The following is a 16624-nucleotide window of genomic DNA, read 5'->3' as shown; positions in this document are numbered from 1 at the left end:
CTATAAATACTATGAAATATTAGTCATTTCAATGTCCTCAGAAGAATCCTTATATCCTAAGAAATACAATATTCCATCTAATCCGACGGTTGATAAAGCATGATTAGCATTTTTCTTAACAGTAGGTTTTGCATGGAATGCAATTCCCAGACCAGCTATGGAAAGCATAGGGAGATCATTGGCACCGTCGCCTACAGCTACAGTTTGTTGTATGTCTATATTCTCAATCTTAGATAAAAGTTTTAAATATTCTGCTTTTTTCTTACCATCCACAATATCACCCAAATAATTACCGGTCAATTTTCCATCAATTATTTCGAGAGAATTAGCAAAAACATAATCAAAACCAAATTTATCTTTTAAATAATCTCCAAAATATGTAAATCCTCCGGAAATGATTGCAGTTTTATAACCGCTCTTTTTTAAAATGCTCATCAATCTTTCAAGCCCCTCGGTAATGGGTAAATTTTCAGCAATTTCCCTTAAGACACTCTGATCTAACCCTTTTAACAGTTTGATACGTCTTTTAAAACTTTCTGAAAAATCAATTTCACCGTTCATTGCAGATTCAGTTATGGCTTTCACTTCTTTGCCTACTCCAGCTTTTTCTGCAAGCTCATCTATGACTTCTGTTTGAATTAACGTAGAATCCATATCAAAACAAATCAGTCGACGCATACGTCTGTATTTGTTTTCTTCCTGTAAAGCAATATCTATAGTTAATTCTGAAGATAAAGTTAAGAATCGGTTCTGTATTTCTTTAATTTTAGATAAGTTGCCACGTACTGCAAATTCAAAGCAAGTTCGGTTAATATGTCTGTCTAAAGGTATTCGTTGGGTAAGACGAATAATTCTTTCAATATTTAATTCGAATTCCAATAAAACCTGAGACACTTTTGATATTTGTAAAGCACTCAGTTCTTTTCCTAAAATATGAATAATATATCTGTTTTTTCCTTGAACTTTCACCCAGTTATTATATTCATCTTCAGATAAAGCACGAAAACGAATACCGACTTCAAGGGTATTAGCTTTAAAGAGCATTTCTTTTAAAATGTTTCCGGAACTTCCGTTTTCCGATTTAAATATGATAGCTAAGGATAAAGATTTATGTATATTAGCCTGACCAATATCAAGAATTGTAGCATTATATTTTCCTAGAATTTCTGTTAAAGCCGTTGTAATACCGGGTTTATCCATACCCGTAATACTAACTAAAATTATTTCTGAATTTTGCATATTGTAATTGAAGGGATAAAAGTAAGAAGTTTTTTAATTTATTTCAACAAATTCCATAATTTTATAACTTGTTTAGCCTCTTTTACATCATGAGCTCTTAGAATATTTGCACCTTTTTGTAAGGCATATAAATTTACCGCCGCGGTTCCGGTTAACGCTTCTTCTGCTGTAACATTCAAAGGCTGATAGATCATTCTCTTTCTGGAAATACCTACATATATAGGTAAATTAAATACGGCCAGTTTATCAAGGTTTTTCATTAGTTCAAAATTTTGATCTATATTTTTACTAAATCCAAAGCCCGGATCCAATAATATATCAGTTACTCCTTGATTTCTTAATTCATTAAGTTTTTCTGAAAAATAAAAATTGATGTCCAGAATTAGGTTGTTGTAATCAGTAAAACTGTTCATAGTTTGAGGTGTCCCTCTCATATGCATCAATACATAAGGAATATTTAAACGTCCCATAGTTGGAAACATTCGAGAATCAATAGTTCCTCCGGATATATCATTTATCATCGCTGCTCCTTCATTAACAGTTTGTTCCGCTACGCGAGACCAAAAAGTATCAATAGATATTTTTATATCAGGAAACCTTCTCACTAACTCCTTAACTACAGGTAAAATCCGATCAATTTCTTCCTTATCAGAAACTAATTTAGAACCTGGACGTGTAGATTGACCTCCGATATCAATTAAATCAGCTCCTTCATCTAAAAGTTTTTCCACCTGAATTATAGCATGATCGATAGTTTTGTATTTACCCCCATCAAAAAATGAGTCAGGAGTTAAGTTCAATATACCAGCAATTTTTGGAACATCAAAATTGATGAGTTGACCGTTAAGGTTAATTGTCATTTTTTAAGTTAAATATTTAAATAAAGGTTAAAATTAATAATTTTGTGCATATAATAAAAGATGGATAAAAATAAAGATAATAAAATACCACTGATTTGGATTGAAAATTTACGTGCTATTGCAGCAATGGCAGTGGTCTTACTACATGTTTCCGCCCAAATGATATATTCTTTTGGCAATGTCCCTGACTCTCAATGGTGGGCTGCTAATCTTTATGAAAGTTTTACTCGTTTTTGCGTACCTGTATTCCTGATGATAACCGGAGCGTTAACTTTAGGCAAACCCTATAAATTAACTGATTTTCTAAAAAAACGATTTACAAGGATACTAATTCCGTTTCTGTTTTGGAGTTTAATTTATATTATGTATAATTTATCAAGAGAATTTTTTAAATTTCATAGAACGTTTGACCTAGAATTTGTAAAATATTCATTGGAATATGGCTGGAATAAATTAGCATTCGGTGCTGGCTATCATATGTGGTATATATACTTATTAATTAGTTTATATTTGATTCATCCGGTCATAAACAAGTGGTTATTAAATAGTAACAGAAAAGAACAAATTTATTTTTTATGTATTTGTGCATTTGCTGTTTTGATTAATTATTTTCCGTTTGTATATTTAAAAACATCTGTTGATTTATCTTTTTTTTCACAATTTTTAGGATTTTTTGTACTAGGTTATTTTCTATTTACAACTAAGCTAAATATTAATAATAGAAATAAAATTATTTTATTTTTTGTATACTTTTTTTCATGTCTTCTTATTAGCTTAGACACCTATTTATCTTCTGTAAAAAACGGGGTTCTCACAGAAAATTATAAGCCTTGGGATATTATACAAGCAATTTCAATTTTTATTATTTTTAAAACAATTCCATTTTTCAACAAAAAAAACAGATTTTTAAGTTTTATCAGTAAATATAGTTATGGTATATATCTGATTCATGTTCTTATGATAGATATCTCTGCAAAGATAGGTTTGGCTTATTATACATTTAACCCTTATCTATCTATACCAGCAACTTTTCTCTTTACCTTATTTTTATCAGTTTTAATATTATGGATAATTGATAGATTACCTTTAGGAAAATATGTTGTGAAATAGTATTTTTGTAGTGAATAAAAAAAACATGAAAAATACTTCCCAACAATTTGATTCTGTAATTTCAATATGTAGAAAATTATTTGAAAATAAATTGTCCGATTATGGAGCTGCATGGAGAATTTTGAGATTACCTTCTTTAACAGATCAAATTTATATAAAAGCTAACCGTATACGTACCATTCAGCAAAAAGGAGAGCAAAAAATTGATGAAAATATAGAGGGTGAATTTATAGCTATAATTAATTATTCAGCTATAGCTCTTATTCAACTTGAAAAAGGTGTGGTAGAGCAACCGGATATAAACTCTACAAAAGCTCTTGAATTTTATGATATTAAAATTTCTGAAGCAAAGGAATTAATGAATAATAAAAACCATGATTATGGTGAAGCCTGGAGAGAAATGCGTATTAGCTCAATAACAGATATGATTCTGCAAAAGTTGCTCAGAATTAAACAAATCGAAGATAATGAAGGGAAAACATTAGTTTCAGAAGGTTTAGAAGCAAATTATAATGACATACTAAATTATGCAGTATTTGCTTTAATATTGATAGACGAAAAAAGCCAAAAATAAGTGTATGAAATATATAACAAATTTAGTAAGAATTGTGGTGGGAATAATATTTATTATCTCCGGCTTCGTTAAAGTAATAGATCCCATTGGATTTTCCTATAAATTAGAAGAGTATTTTGGACCGAGTGTATTCGATATATCGGTATTGCATAATTTAGCCCTACCTATGTCCATAGTTTTTGTTATATTAGAAGTAATGTTAGGAGTATTTTTATTGCTGGGCATTTTAAAAAAGTTAACTATATACTCATTGCTTATTTTAATCATTTTCTTTTCTTTTTTAACGTTTTATTCGGCTTATTATAATGTAGTTACAGATTGCGGATGCTTTGGAGACGCTCTGAAATTAAAGCCCTGGACATCTTTTTATAAAGATATTGCCCTACTTGTAATGATATTATTGATAATTTCAGGATCAAAATATATAACACCTTTATTCAGTACTAAAATAAACGGTACTTTAGTTGTGGTTTCATTATTATTTTTAGGTTGGGTAGTCTATCAGGGCATTGCTCATCTACCGATCATAGATTTTAGACCTTATGCTGTAGGAAAAAATTTAATATCAGGGATGAACGATGGAATACCGGAAGTAAACAATACGGTGTATACTCTTAGAAATTTGAAAAATAATGAAGAAAAGAATTATACAGCTGATGAATATATTAATACAGAAATATGGAAAGATACTTTAAATTGGGCTATTAAAGATACTAAAGTTGAAATTATAAAAGAAGCAATACCTAATTCTGTTCACGATTTTATAGTAGATTGTCAGAACAATGATCGCACAGAGGAAATTTTAAATTCAGATAAAATAGCTGTATTTACAGTTCCGTTTGCAAATAAACTGACTTTAATAGAAAAAGCAAAGCTAAGAAAAATCACTAATGAACTAAACCAGAAAAAAGTTAAATTTGTAATCTTGTCTAATGATCCTGGAGCTTTAACTCCTGTAGGTTCCTGCTCAATGGATCAGACTACTTTAAAAACAATTAACAGAAGTAACCCCGGATTAATGGTTCTGAAAAAAGGAATAGTGGTAGCCAAATATCATGCTAACGATTTTCCGGAAGTTAAAGAAATGGTAAAACTTTAATTAAAAATAAAAAAATAAAAATTAACATAAATTTTAACCTAATGAGAAAAAAAATTGTAGCTGGTAACTGGAAAATGAATAAAACTTTGCCGGAAGCCAAAGCTTTATTATCTGAAATAGACGCATATTTAAACTCAAATAATGCTAAATGTGAAGTTGTGGTGGGTATACCCTATATATATTTGGAAAATGCTAAATCTAACTTTAAAAATTTAAATATTTATTCAGAAGATATATCCGAGCATAAATCCGGAGCTTATACAGGAGAAATTTCTGCTGAAATGTTAGCCTCAATTCAGGCTGATGGAGCTATCATCGGGCATTCGGAAAGAAGACAATACCATAATGAAACGGATGAGCAAATAGGTAAAAAAGTTAAGATTGCTTTAGATAATGGATTAACACCTATTTTTTGTAATGGGGAAGTGTTAGAGGAAAGAAAGGCGGGCAAACATTTCGAAGTTGTTAAAAGACAAACCGAAGTAGCTTTATTTAACTTATCTTCAGAAGAAATCTCAAAAGTGGTTATTGCCTATGAACCTGTTTGGGCTATAGGAACAGGGGAAACAGCTACACCCGACCAGGCACAGGAAATTCATGCATATATTCGAAGTTTATTGGCAGAAAAATATGGAAAAGAAATAGCTGATTCAGTTTCCATTTTATATGGAGGAAGTGTAAAACCGGAGAATGCAAAAGATATATTTTCAAAACCGGATGTTGACGGCGGATTAATAGGAGGAGCTTCTTTAAACAGTAAAGATTTTGGATCCTTAATTCAAACGTATTCAGAAATTTGATTATATAAATACAAAATAGTTGTAGCCTGATTAAATATTAATCAGGCTTTTCTGCTTATATTCACTTAGCTTAAAATAAATTAATATGTAAATTATTTATTAGTAAACAATTGATAGCTGTTAATTCAATTTTATAAATAAAAAAATAAGTAAAAATAAAATGGTAAAATTATCCCGAAACAGGATCAATATAAGCCAATTTAGAGCTGGAAAAAACAATAAAAATTCGTATCTTTGTAAGTCGATTTTAAATAGTAAAAGAACCGATAGAATATAATATGAGTGAACAAAAATATACGGCTGACAGTATTCAGGCCTTAGAAGGAATTGAACACGTACGTATGCGTCCTTCCATGTATATTGGAGATGTGGGTGTCAGAGGCTTGCATCATTTAGTATATGAGGTGGTAGATAACTCAATAGATGAAGCTTTAGCTGGCTATTGTGATGATATAGATGTAATTATTGGTAAAGATAATTCCATTACCGTTAAAGACAATGGACGAGGTATTCCCGTAGATGTTAATACAAAAACCGGTTTATCTGCTTTAGAATTAGTAATGACTAAAATAGGAGCGGGAGGGAAGTTTGATAAAGATTCTTATAAAGTATCGGGAGGTCTCCACGGAGTAGGAGTTTCTTGTGTAAATGCACTATCAACCCTGTTAGTTGCTACGGTTAATCGAAACGGAAAAAAATACGAACAAAGATATTCAAAAGGGGTTGCCTTAAACCCTGTTGAAGTTGTCGGAACCTCTGAAAAGACCGGTACTGAAGTAACTTTCTCACCAGATCCGTCAATTTTTAATGATACGGTTTACAGCTACGATACACTAGCTACTCGTTTAAGAGAGCTTTCTTTCTTAAACAAAGGAATTACAATAACTATCACAGATGAACGTGAAACGGAAGAAGATGGAAGTTTTAAAAATGAAACCTTTCATTCAGATCGTGGACTTGAAGAATTTGTTGAGTTTGTAGATGGGAACCGTGAGCCTCTTATGGACGAAATTATTCATATGGAAGGTGAAATTGAAGATATTCCTGTAGAAGTAGCTATGCGTTACAATACTTCGTATACAGAAAATATCCATTCCTACGTTAATAATATTAATACCCACGAAGGAGGTACACATTTAACAGGATTTAGAAGAGCATTGACCCGTACATTAAAAAAATATGCGGATGAAAATATAAATCTGGCTAAAGAAAAAGTTGAAATTACAGGAGATGATTTCCGTGAAGGTTTAACAGCTGTTGTATCTGTTAAAGTTATGGAACCTCAGTTTGAAGGCCAAACCAAAACTAAATTGGGAAATTCAGAGGTAAGTTCTGCGGTTGATAAACTAGTAGCAGAAATGTTAACTAATTATTTAGAAGAGCATCCGAATGAAGCCAAGCAAATAGTACAAAAAGTTTTATTAGCAGCAAAAGCAAGACAGGCAGCTAAAAAGGCACGTGAATTGGTTCAGAGAAAATCACCTTTAGGAGGAAGCGGTCTTCCTGGAAAACTGGCTGACTGTTCTTCGAGAAAAGCTGAGGACAGTGAATTGTTCCTTGTCGAGGGAGATTCAGCAGGTGGAACTGCTAAGCAGGGGAGAGATCGTATGTTTCAGGCTATACTTCCACTAAGAGGTAAAATTCTTAACGTGGAAAAAGCAATGAGCTACAAGGTTTTCGAAAGTGAAGAAATAAAAAATATTTATACGGCTCTAGGTGTTTCCGTAGGTACAGAAGAGGATTCCAAAGCTTTAAATATGGCTAAATTGAGGTATCATAAAGTGGTTATTATGACCGATGCCGATGTAGATGGTTCGCACATTACAACTCTGATTCTTACTTTCTTTTTCCGCTATATGAAAGAAATGATTGAAAAAGGATACATTTATATTGCAACTCCACCGTTATATTTATTAAAAAAAGGCAGCAAAGAATATTATGCCTGGGATGATAAGCACAGAGAAGAAATTGCTGCTCAGATTGGAAATGCTCAAGGAAAAGGATTTTCTGTACAGAGGTATAAAGGTCTTGGGGAAATGAATGCAGAACAACTTTGGGATACAACTATGAATCCGGAGCAAAGAACTCTACGTCAGGTTACCATAAACAATGCATCTGAAGCAGATAGAATCTTTTCTATGTTGATGGGAGATGATGTTCCGCCAAGAAGAGAATTTATTGAAAAAAATGCTGCATATGCTAAAATTGATGTTTAAATCATCAGTAGCTGTAGAATAAAATAAAAAAGACTATCTTCACAGATAGTCTTTTTTTATTATATAGAATATACGTTATGTATAGTTTCAATCACAGATTTGTGATCTTTTTCAATATCTAATTCACCGACTGACATTATTCTCATAGGATAAGAAATTCCTTTTGATTCATACGAAGGCTGTCTATACTTGATTTTATCCCATAATTTAAATCCTAATCTTTCATAAAAACCTATTCTTCTTTGGGAAATTTCTGTTTCCGGTGGTTCTACCTCCAGTACTATAGGTTTAGATATATTTTCCATAAAAACTTTCATAACTCTGCTTCCATATCCGCCACTTCTAAAATCTGAAGAAATAGCAAAATGTTCTGCAAAAATAAATTTATCAAAATCCCAAAAATTAAAAAAGCCAACATTTTTACTCTCAGTCACAGCCAATAATATTGAAAATTTATTTTGTGAATTTTCGTAAGCTTTAAACATTCTTTCAGTAGGTCTTTGCTCTTCTTTAGGAAAAGAATCCAAATAAAGTTTTTCCATAAAATTTACTTCATTAAGATTCATTAAATTTAATTTTTTTAATTTCATATGTAAATGAATTAAGGTCCAAAATCATACGCTAATACGAATGATCTATAAATTTATTTTAAATATATACTATAAATATAGTGGATTTTTTTTAACGATCAAAGTAATCTCTTGTATTTTCATCTGTTTTTTTAACAGTTTCAGAAGTATCCGCATTGTCACTGGAACTTAATTCAATTCCTTTTTCCAAATGATCTTTTCTTGTTTCAAATCTTTGTATTACTAAGCTTTGCGATTTTATTTGCTCATCCAGTATTCTATTTTTGTCCCTCAAAAGTTGAATTTCTGTTATATTGGATATTATTCGTTGCTTTATTTTCTCAATACTAACTTTCTCCTTTTCAGTCAGATCTTTTCCTTCACTCAGGGTAACCTTTTGTTGATCAGACTGATTACTTTTTTCAAGGTATAAAATACGATCAGAATTTCGTATTTTTTCTTTACTGAGCGTATTGCTATAGGCTCTGGCTCGATTTAGGTCATCCAAATTACACTCTTTAAGAATAGAATCTCTGTAACCGCTTAAAATGGTTACCAGCGAGTCATATTCATTTTTATAGTTTTTAGAAGTTAAAAAATCGCCCTGCATATCTTGAAAAGAAGTATATATAGTCAGGGTGTTATCTTCATTAAAACTATAAGCAAAATATCCGCTCCATCTATTTCCCTCCTGTAGAAACTGAATTTCACTGCCCGTTACTTTATTGATGACACCCCCTTTCACTTTTCCTCCATTCTTTTTTATAAAGGTTTTCCACGTATTTACTAAAACGTCTTTGTTGCAAACGGGGGCTTTAAAACCAAAACCATCTAATTGCTTATTTTTTTCAGTGAATGTAACCTCCTCAATTTTTTGAGCAGGAAGTAAAGATATTGTTAGACAAACCCAGCAGGACAGTAATGTTTTTTTCATTTTTGAAAAGTTTTAAGATAATGTAGGGCTATTTCCTCACCGGAACTAACCGATTTAATCGCCCATTTTATTTTTAATTCCAATTTTTCTTCTTCAGATAATTTCCAGTCTAAACTTGATTTTTCAAGTTTATTTCTCATTTCATAAAATGAAATACCTGCAGCTACCGATACATTTAAACTTTCAGTAAATCCAAGCATAGGAATTTTAATACAGATGTCTGCAAGACTAAGAGTTTCCTCAGTTACTCCTTTAAATTCTGTACCATATATTAAAGCTACCGGTTGTTTTATTTGAAAGTCCTGAATATTTATTGCATTTTTTTCAGGTGAAATGGCAGCCAATTGATAACCTTTATTTTTTATATTTTGTAAAGCCCCTAAACCGGCATGCATATAAATAATATCTACCCACTTATCAGCACCTTTAGATACAGTAGCCTCCGGAATAAATGAATTTCTGTTCTCCAGAGCATATACGGACTGAAATCCAAAAGCTTCCATACTTCGGACAATGGCTCCGGCATTACGATACTGATAAATATCTTCTAAAACAGGAGCAATATAATTTGTTCTGTAAGATACCAGTTTTTCAATTTTATCTAATTTAACAGTAGAAATAAAACCTTTTAAATACTCATAAAGACTCAGCTTTTCTTCAAAACCTTTTGGAATCATAGCTCAAAAATAATAATTTAAGCTGTTAATTAATTCATAAATTAGCCTTAAAAAATAAAATTTTCTTATGAAGAGAAGAATTTTACTTATTTATACGGGAGGAACTATAGGTATGATGAAAAAATACGGATCAGAAGTACTGATTCCTTTTGATTTCAGTAATATTATTAATCACATTCCCGAAATAAAATTAATCAATGCGAATATTGATTTTTATGAATTTGAAAATCCTATTGATTCCTCAGATATAGAAATCAAAGATTGGAAATTTCTGGCATCGCTCTTAAAAGAAAAATACGAATATTATGACGGATTTGTAGTATTACATGGTACAGATACAATGTCTTATACAGCATCTATGATGAGCTTTATGCTACAGGGAATAAAAAAGTCGGTAATATTTACAGGCTCTCAGTTACCGATTGGAGAGCTTCGTACAGACTCAAAAGAAAACTTAATTACGAGCATATACTATGCTAGTTTATATCAAAATTCGCAATCCGTTATTCAGGAAGTTTGTTTATATTTTGAACATAAATTATATAGAGCCAACAGAACCACTAAATTTTCTTCTGAACATTTTGATGCATTTATTTCTCCGAATTATCCTATTTTAGGTGAATCTGGAGTTAATCTTGAAATTTTTAATGAAAACCTATTTAAGCCGTCCTCTAAATTTAATCTTAATACAGATATTGAACCTAATATTGATGTAGTTAGTTTTTTTCCAGGAAGAAACAAACGTTTATTGGAATATTCATTGCTAAATTCGGAAATAAAAGGATTAATACTAAGAACCTTTGGTTCCGGTAATATTCCATCGGATAAAGAAACGATTGACTATTTGAAAAAAGCTAAAGATTTGGGTAAAGAAATAGTAGTTATTACCCAATGTGTGAGAGGAAGTGTAAGTATTGGTAAATATCATAACAGTACTATTTTTACTGACTTAAATGTTTGTAACGGATTTGATATTACGGTAGAAGCTGCTACAACAAAGCTGATGTGGCTTTTAGGACAAAAATACAAATCAGAAGACCTCAAAAAAGAATTTGAATCACAGATAGCAGGTGAAATATCTGTTTATTAACAATAAAAAAGCCTGACTAATTTTAGTCAGGCTGAATATTCTAATTTCTAATGTCCTTTAATTTATTTTGAATATCTGTGATATCCTGAGACTTGGTATTTAGCTCCTGTTCAATTTCAATATTCCTGTTTTGCAGGTTTTGAATTTGTAATTCGTTGGATGATTGTTTATTTTTTTGTTTCTGTATTTTATTAAAATCTTTTTTTGTAATATCAGAAGCAGTATAATCTTTTTTCAGATCATTTTGGATTTTAGCATTTTCTTTAGTTAAATTTTTAATTTTAGCATTATTGTTATTTAACTCTTTAGTAAGATTATCCTTAACAGATAAGGAAGCTTTCAAATCAGAGGTTGTACAATTCAGATTAACCGTATTACTGAATTTTTGTAATTTGCTTTTAACTATTTCTATATCCTGAGGAGAATTAGAAGTGCTCAAAAAATTACCCTCAGCATTTTTAAAGTACATGTATACCTCTATATTAGGGTTATTCTTTTCAATGGTATAAAATATACCTGCGTCCCATAAATTTTCAGAATTAAATTGAAGGTGGGTACCGGAAATCTTTGCCGTTAAATCACCACCGATTTTACCTTTATTTTCTTTAATGAAGTTTTTCCATGCGTCATTAATAATATTTTTATTACAAGTACTTTGGGTAAAGTGAAACGCATCTACAGAATTTTTATTAAGAAGATAAGTTATTTCATTAACTTCCTGAGCCTGAAAAAAACCTAAAGTAAGGGTTCCTAAGATAATAACTAGTTTTTTTTTCATAATTACATTATATTTTCATTTTAAACTTTCTGTGAATGTCAACAATCATACCTTTTTATAAATCGGTAATATTTTCCGTTTTTTCAAGTAGTGCGAGATTGTTATAGAAAATTAAAGAATAGTTTTTGCTGTTTGGAAAAAAAATTCTACATTTGTCAACCTAATTCAGAGAGGTGCTCGAGTGGTTGAAGAGGCTACCCTGGAAAGGTAGTATACGGGTGACCGTATCGTGGGTTCGAATCCCATCCTCTCTGCTGATAAACCCGCTTAAAAGCGGGTTTCTTTGTTTCTAAGAGGGTTTCAATACACTTTTCTATTTTCCACGTATGTCATATTGTGAAAGAGTTATGATATCTCTTTTTAATAGTATCTTTTTATTAAAATAATCTAGATACAAAATATTTTTTCGCGTTTACTCCTATTTTTTCGTTTTAGTTAGAACTTCTGTTAACTTAGAACGATAATAGTTATTTTCGTAAGATTAATTTTACAAATTGAATCATGCAAGATTTAGCTAAAATATACACCCCTTATAAGTTATTGTTAACAAGCCTAGTTTGTGCTTTGTTAGTCTTATATCCCGAAATAACTTGGATTCCTTATGAATTAAGTAATTTACCTCAAAGCGAACACTTTAAGTATGTAGCATTTTTCATATTTCGCTATAGCTATTATGTTGCAATAGTATTTTTTTTGATTAAGCTAAATCTATTCAAAATAAAAATATCCTCGTTTAAAAAACGCTTTTTATACAATGCACTTATTTGCTTCATAACCTTTGCTATTTATGGTTTAATCTCTTTTATCCTTTATTTAAAAGTAAGACATTTTGGAAGTTTAATCTTATTCCAATTCTTCATTATATGTATATTAGCCACATCCATAGGATATATTTATCAATTATACCAAGAGCAGCGAACTAAAGAGAAAGAAATAGAATTACTCAAAATTGAGAATTTGCAAAGCCGTTATGATGCTTTGACAAATCAAATAAACCCACACTTTTTCTTCAATTCTTTGAATGGTTTAACCTCACTTATTCGAAAAAAAGATGATAAAATAACCCTTACTTATGTAAATAAACTATCTGATGTTTTCAGATACATACTTCAGAGCGATAAGAAAGGCTTAGTAACCTTTGGCGAAGAGTTGGAATTTGTAGATGCTTTCCGCTATATGATGGAAGTACGCTTTGCTAACAAATTGGAATATAGGATAGATGTGGACGGAGAAGCTCTATTTTATAAGATACCTGTTTTGTCTATTATGCCTCTTTTAGATAATATCGTTGTCCATAATATGATAGATAGCGATCATAAAATGCATGTATCAATATATATAAATGACAAAAAAGAATTAGTCGTTTCAAACACAATATACCCTAAATTAATCAAATCTGACACCAATGGAACAGGCTTGAAAAATCTCGAAAATCGTTTTTCTTTACTGATGAATAAGAAAATAAGAACCGAAAACAACGGAAGTATGTTTTATGTATATTTACCTTTAAAATAATTTGCTCATGAAAGTACTGATAGTAGAAGACGAAACCGCTGCCTTCGAAACCCTTGAAGCCATATTGAAGGATATAGATTCAAGCATAGAAGTTATGGGCAATACCGAAAGTGTAAGCCAAACGGTAAAATGGTTACAAAACAATCCAGAACCCGATCTTATACTAATGGATATCCACCTTTCTGATGGTGACTCTTTTTTGATATTTGAATACCTAAAAGTAGACACCCCTATAATCTTTACTACGGCTTATAACGAATATGCTATTGATGCCTTTAAGCAAAACAGCATTGACTACCTGCTAAAACCTATAAAACCCGAGGATTTAGAACGAGCATTGAACAAGTTCAAGAAGTGGACACAAAAAGACTTCCTCGATTATTTATCCCGATTGCCACAATTAGCCTCTAAGCCGCAATACAATAGCAAAATACTAGTTCCAATCAAAGATAAATTGCTTCCGATAAGTCTGAGTGATGTTTCTTTTTTCTATACAACTGATAAAAATACTCAGGTAACATTGAAGGATGGGCAGTCGTACCCTATTTCTAAAACACTGGAACAGATTTATATGAAATTAAATCCGGCAGATTTCTATCGAGCAAATAAACAATTTATTATAGCACGTAGTAGTGTCGAAAATATTACAATCTGGTTTGACAATCGTCTATTAGTTAGCCTTAATACAGATATACCTGAACGTATTTATGTCAGCAAAAATAAGGCTGCTGAATTTAAAACATGGATGGTAAATGAGTAATCTATAAAAAATCGATTTTTCCCTAAAATAAAATCCTGTCATTTGAGTATGAGAGGATTTTTTATATTTATTCGTCTTTATCATTCAATTTTTCGTGTTAATCGGTTCACCCATATAAATAATGTGTATTTATCTCATCTTTGTATTAAATCAATATTTAACTGAACAGAGTATGAAACAGATTATAATTTTAACATTTAGCTTTTTCTTTGTTTTATCAGCCTATTCTCAAAAACAAACAAACGGAGGAGACAAACCTTTAGTTATCGCAAAACAGGGTTCCTTTTCGGCAGGAGGAACAGTTGTTACCAGCGAGGGTATATTCGATCCTTTAAAGCCTTGGTATGAAACACAAGGAGGACAAACAAGACACGGTGATCATGCCGATGTTTTTTATCAAATCCCTATTGATGCAAAACGTAATTCAATGGTTTTTCTTCACGGATATGGACAATCCCGTCGTAGTTGGCAAACTACTGCTGATGGACGAGAAGGTTTTGTAAATATCTTTTTGAGAAATAGATATAGTACATATCTTGTAGATCAACCCGGACGAGGTGAGGCCGGTCAAGCCACAAAGCCAGTTCAGGTTTCTATAACTCCTGACGATCAAATATGGTTTACCCAGTTTCGCATCGGCTTATATCCCAATTTTAATGAAGGTGTACAATTTCCCAAAGACAAAAAATCTTTAGATCAGTTTTTCAGAATGATGACCCCCAATACCGGAAAAATAGATGAGGAAACTATCGTAGATGCCATGTCGGCAGTATTTGATAAATCGGGCGATGCTATCCTTTTCACACACTCCGCAGGAGGTTCTCCGGGATGGAAAACAGCTATCAAAAACAACCATGTAAAAGCAATTATAGCTATCGAACCCGGTGGATTTAGTTTTCCTGAAGGAGAAGCCCTTGAGGGTAATCGTGGGGGGAAAGGCATTCCTATGGATGAATTTATGAAACTGACCAAAATTCCAATTATTGTTTATTACGGTGATTATATTCCTGAAGGAGAAGCTCTTGCTTATTCTCAAAATTTTTGGAGAGATGTATTGGCTACTGCTCGTGAATGGGCTAAAGTAGTAAATGCTCATGGTGGCGATGTTACTGTTATTCATTTGCCTAAAATAGGGATAAAAGGAAATACACACTTTATTATGTCAGATCTGAATAATGTAGAAATAGCAAATCACATATCAAGTTGGTTGAAAAAAAAGAAATTGGATTACAAGTAACAAATTAATAATAAAGAAATTATGAAACAGATATTTAGCTTATTCATACTATTAACCATGTCTATAATTACTTTTTCTCAAGAAAACAGAGTGCCATCAAAAGGTTTGGCTCTTTATGCAAAAGATGGAGATTTTCAGCCTTATGAGTTTAGCAGACATGCGATTGGAGACAATGATATTCTCATCGACATTATGTATTCAGGCATTTGCCACAGCGATATTCATATGGGAAAAAGCGAATGGGGAAATATCTCGTACCCGTTTGTAGGAGGGCACGAAATTGCAGGTCGTGTAGCACGAGTAGGTAAAAATGTTACCAAGTTTAAGGTCGGAGATTATGCTGGTATAGGTTGTATTATCAACTCTTGTGGAGTATGCGATAATTGCAAAAATGGGTTAGAAAATCTGTGCGAAAAAGGGATGGTTGGGACTTATGCCTCTCATGACTATTTTCACAACAATGAAATAACACAAGGTGGTTATGCCAACAATTATGTAGTATCAGAAAATTATGCGATAAAAATTCCCGAAAATGCAGATATGAAAAAAGTAGCACCTCTATTATGTGCAGGTGTTACTACTTATTCTCCGATTCATTTCTCGAACGTAAAAAAAGGAGATAGTGTAGCTGTTGCAGGATTTGGAGGATTAGGGCATATGGCAGTACAATATTTGGTTGCCTTGGGTGCTAATGTTACCATCTTTGATATTACAGAGGAAAAGAGAGCTGATGCAAAAAAGTTTGGAGCAGTAGAATATGTTAACATAAACAAGCCCGAAGAACTTGAAGGTCAAAACAATAAGTATAGCTTTATCATAAGCACAATACCTGCTAAATACGACCCTGTAATGTATGTTAAAATGCTCAAGATAGGAGGAGAAATGGCTATTGTTGGATTACCCGCAAGTGAAAATATGCCAATGATACCGGCAGGGTCTTTTGTTTTCAATCCGCACAAAAAAATATATGGATCGTTGATTGGTGGCATCCCTGAAACTCAAAAAATGCTCGATTATTCAGTAGCAAATAACATTTATCCCGAAGTAGAAATTATAAATGCTGACGTAAAATCAGTCACTGATGCTTACAAAAATGTAATAGATGGAAAAGTAAAATTCCGCTACGTTATTGACATGAAAACATTGAAATAATTTTAATCTAAAAT

The 16624-nt window shown here is 31.7% G+C and carries 16 protein-coding genes and 1 tRNA gene; 11 read left to right on the top strand and 6 right to left on the bottom strand.

Translation table 11 applies throughout. From position 1 onward, the window contains the following. Positions 1-9 precede the first annotated feature (9 nt). Complete coding sequence (gene serB / locus EOV51_RS12130) at positions 10-1239, bottom strand: phosphoserine phosphatase SerB (RefSeq protein ID WP_128152792.1); 1230 nt, start codon at positions 1237-1239, stop codon at positions 10-12. A gap of 38 nt (positions 1240-1277) precedes the next feature. Beyond that, positions 1278-2099 (bottom strand): dihydropteroate synthase, encoded by an 822-nt coding sequence (gene folP, locus EOV51_RS12125; RefSeq protein ID WP_128152791.1) that lies wholly within the window; start codon positions 2097-2099, stop codon positions 1278-1280. A 60-nt stretch (positions 2100-2159) separates the two neighbouring features. Here folP and EOV51_RS12120 point away from each other — a divergent pair, with 60 nt between their 5' ends. The 5 genes from EOV51_RS12120 to gyrB all read left to right on the top strand — a co-directional run bounded on the left by EOV51_RS12120 (position 2160) and on the right by gyrB (position 7898). Beyond that, on the top strand, positions 2160-3209 hold the full coding sequence (locus EOV51_RS12120) for an acyltransferase (protein ID WP_128152790.1): 1050 nt from the start codon (positions 2160-2162) through the stop codon (positions 3207-3209). Positions 3210-3234: 25 nt separating this feature from the next. Continuing rightward, a complete protein-coding gene (locus EOV51_RS12115) occupies positions 3235-3783 on the top strand; it encodes a DUF1599 domain-containing protein (RefSeq protein ID WP_128152789.1) in 549 nt (182 codons plus the stop codon). A 4-nt stretch (positions 3784-3787) separates the two neighbouring features. Further along, on the top strand, positions 3788-4882 hold the full coding sequence (locus tag EOV51_RS12110; RefSeq protein ID WP_128152788.1) for a BT_3928 family protein: 1095 nt from the start codon (positions 3788-3790) through the stop codon (positions 4880-4882). 41 nt (positions 4883-4923) lie between these two features. Beyond that, on the top strand, positions 4924-5682 hold the full coding sequence (gene tpiA, locus EOV51_RS12105; protein ID WP_128152787.1) for a triose-phosphate isomerase: 759 nt from the start codon (positions 4924-4926) through the stop codon (positions 5680-5682). A 278-nt stretch (positions 5683-5960) separates the two neighbouring features. Continuing rightward, positions 5961-7898 carry a DNA topoisomerase (ATP-hydrolyzing) subunit B gene (gyrB, locus tag EOV51_RS12100; protein WP_128152786.1) on the top strand — a complete coding sequence of 646 codons (1938 nt, stop codon included), beginning with the start codon at positions 5961-5963 and terminating at the stop codon, positions 7896-7898. Positions 7899-7957: 59 nt separating this feature from the next. Here the strand turns inward: gyrB and EOV51_RS12095 are convergent, their stop codons facing one another. From EOV51_RS12095 to EOV51_RS12085, 3 genes are all read right to left on the bottom strand, one after another. Next, the gene (locus EOV51_RS12095; protein WP_128152785.1) at positions 7958-8488 is read right to left on the bottom strand and encodes a GNAT family N-acetyltransferase; all 531 of its coding nucleotides are present in this window, start codon (positions 8486-8488) and stop codon (positions 7958-7960) included. A 91-nt stretch (positions 8489-8579) separates the two neighbouring features. Then, the gene (locus EOV51_RS12090; protein ID WP_128152784.1) at positions 8580-9401 is read right to left on the bottom strand and encodes a hypothetical protein; all 822 of its coding nucleotides are present in this window, start codon (positions 9399-9401) and stop codon (positions 8580-8582) included. Beyond that, complete coding sequence (locus tag EOV51_RS12085; protein WP_128152783.1) at positions 9398-10078, bottom strand: TrmH family RNA methyltransferase; 681 nt, start codon at positions 10076-10078, stop codon at positions 9398-9400. The genes EOV51_RS12090 and EOV51_RS12085 overlap by 4 nt, the downstream gene beginning before the upstream one ends. 67 nt (positions 10079-10145) lie before the next feature. Here EOV51_RS12085 and EOV51_RS12080 point away from each other — a divergent pair, with 67 nt between their 5' ends. Continuing rightward, entirely contained in the window at positions 10146-11168 is a 1023-nt protein-coding gene (locus tag EOV51_RS12080) for an asparaginase (RefSeq protein ID WP_128152782.1), read from the top strand. A gap of 40 nt (positions 11169-11208) precedes the next feature. On the opposite strand, the gene EOV51_RS12075 is transcribed toward EOV51_RS12080, so the two are convergent. Then, positions 11209-11946, bottom strand: coding sequence for a hypothetical protein (locus EOV51_RS12075; RefSeq protein ID WP_128152781.1), 738 nt, complete (start codon positions 11944-11946; stop codon positions 11209-11211). A gap of 167 nt (positions 11947-12113) precedes the next feature. Here EOV51_RS12075 and EOV51_RS12070 point away from each other — a divergent pair. The 5 genes from EOV51_RS12070 (at position 12114) to EOV51_RS12050 (ending at position 16610) form a co-directional block, all read left to right on the top strand. Further along, positions 12114-12200: transfer RNA gene (locus EOV51_RS12070), tRNA-Ser, on the top strand. Positions 12201-12447: 247 nt separating this feature from the next. Continuing rightward, a complete protein-coding gene (locus EOV51_RS12065; RefSeq protein ID WP_128152780.1) occupies positions 12448-13461 on the top strand; it encodes a sensor histidine kinase in 1014 nt (337 codons plus the stop codon). Between the two features lie 7 nt (positions 13462-13468). Continuing rightward, positions 13469-14221 (top strand): LytR/AlgR family response regulator transcription factor, encoded by a 753-nt coding sequence (locus EOV51_RS12060; protein WP_128152779.1) that lies wholly within the window; start codon positions 13469-13471, stop codon positions 14219-14221. A gap of 172 nt (positions 14222-14393) precedes the next feature. After that, positions 14394-15458 carry an alpha/beta hydrolase gene (locus tag EOV51_RS12055; protein WP_128152778.1) on the top strand — a complete coding sequence of 355 codons (1065 nt, stop codon included), beginning with the start codon at positions 14394-14396 and terminating at the stop codon, positions 15456-15458. Positions 15459-15479: 21 nt separating this feature from the next. Beyond that, positions 15480-16610, top strand: coding sequence for an NAD(P)-dependent alcohol dehydrogenase (locus EOV51_RS12050; protein WP_128152777.1), 1131 nt, complete (start codon positions 15480-15482; stop codon positions 16608-16610). Positions 16611-16624: the final 14 nt, after the last annotated feature.

The sequence above is a fragment of the Apibacter raozihei genome (genome assembly GCF_004014855.1).
Lineage (GTDB): Bacteria > Bacteroidota > Bacteroidia > Flavobacteriales > Weeksellaceae > Apibacter > Apibacter raozihei.
Note: the sequence above shows the minus strand (reverse complement) of the source record. Positions and strands in the feature narration are given on the sequence as shown.

Coding starts and splice junctions, on each gene's coding strand:
- EOV51_RS12065 (WP_128152780.1), top strand. CDS start 12,448: ATGCAAGATTTAGCTAAAATATACACCCCTTATAAGTTATTGTTAACA.
- EOV51_RS12060 (WP_128152779.1), top strand. CDS start 13,469: ATGAAAGTACTGATAGTAGAAGACGAAACCGCTGCCTTCGAAACCCTT.
- EOV51_RS12075 (WP_128152781.1), bottom strand. CDS start 11,946: ATGAAAAAAAAACTAGTTATTATCTTAGGAACCCTTACTTTAGGTTTT.
- EOV51_RS12110 (WP_128152788.1), top strand. CDS start 3,788: ATGAAATATATAACAAATTTAGTAAGAATTGTGGTGGGAATAATATTT.
- EOV51_RS12115 (WP_128152789.1), top strand. CDS start 3,235: ATGAAAAATACTTCCCAACAATTTGATTCTGTAATTTCAATATGTAGA.
- folP (WP_128152791.1), bottom strand. CDS start 2,099: ATGACAATTAACCTTAACGGTCAACTCATCAATTTTGATGTTCCAAAA.
- EOV51_RS12120 (WP_128152790.1), top strand. CDS start 2,160: ATGGATAAAAATAAAGATAATAAAATACCACTGATTTGGATTGAAAAT.
- EOV51_RS12095 (WP_128152785.1), bottom strand. CDS start 8,488: ATGAAATTAAAAAAATTAAATTTAATGAATCTTAATGAAGTAAATTTT.
- EOV51_RS12050 (WP_128152777.1), top strand. CDS start 15,480: ATGAAACAGATATTTAGCTTATTCATACTATTAACCATGTCTATAATT.
- tpiA (WP_128152787.1), top strand. CDS start 4,924: ATGAGAAAAAAAATTGTAGCTGGTAACTGGAAAATGAATAAAACTTTG.
- EOV51_RS12055 (WP_128152778.1), top strand. CDS start 14,394: ATGAAACAGATTATAATTTTAACATTTAGCTTTTTCTTTGTTTTATCA.
- EOV51_RS12080 (WP_128152782.1), top strand. CDS start 10,146: ATGAAGAGAAGAATTTTACTTATTTATACGGGAGGAACTATAGGTATG.
- EOV51_RS12090 (WP_128152784.1), bottom strand. CDS start 9,401: ATGAAAAAAACATTACTGTCCTGCTGGGTTTGTCTAACAATATCTTTA.
- gyrB (WP_128152786.1), top strand. CDS start 5,961: ATGAGTGAACAAAAATATACGGCTGACAGTATTCAGGCCTTAGAAGGA.
- serB (WP_128152792.1), bottom strand. CDS start 1,239: ATGCAAAATTCAGAAATAATTTTAGTTAGTATTACGGGTATGGATAAA.
- EOV51_RS12085 (WP_128152783.1), bottom strand. CDS start 10,078: ATGATTCCAAAAGGTTTTGAAGAAAAGCTGAGTCTTTATGAGTATTTA.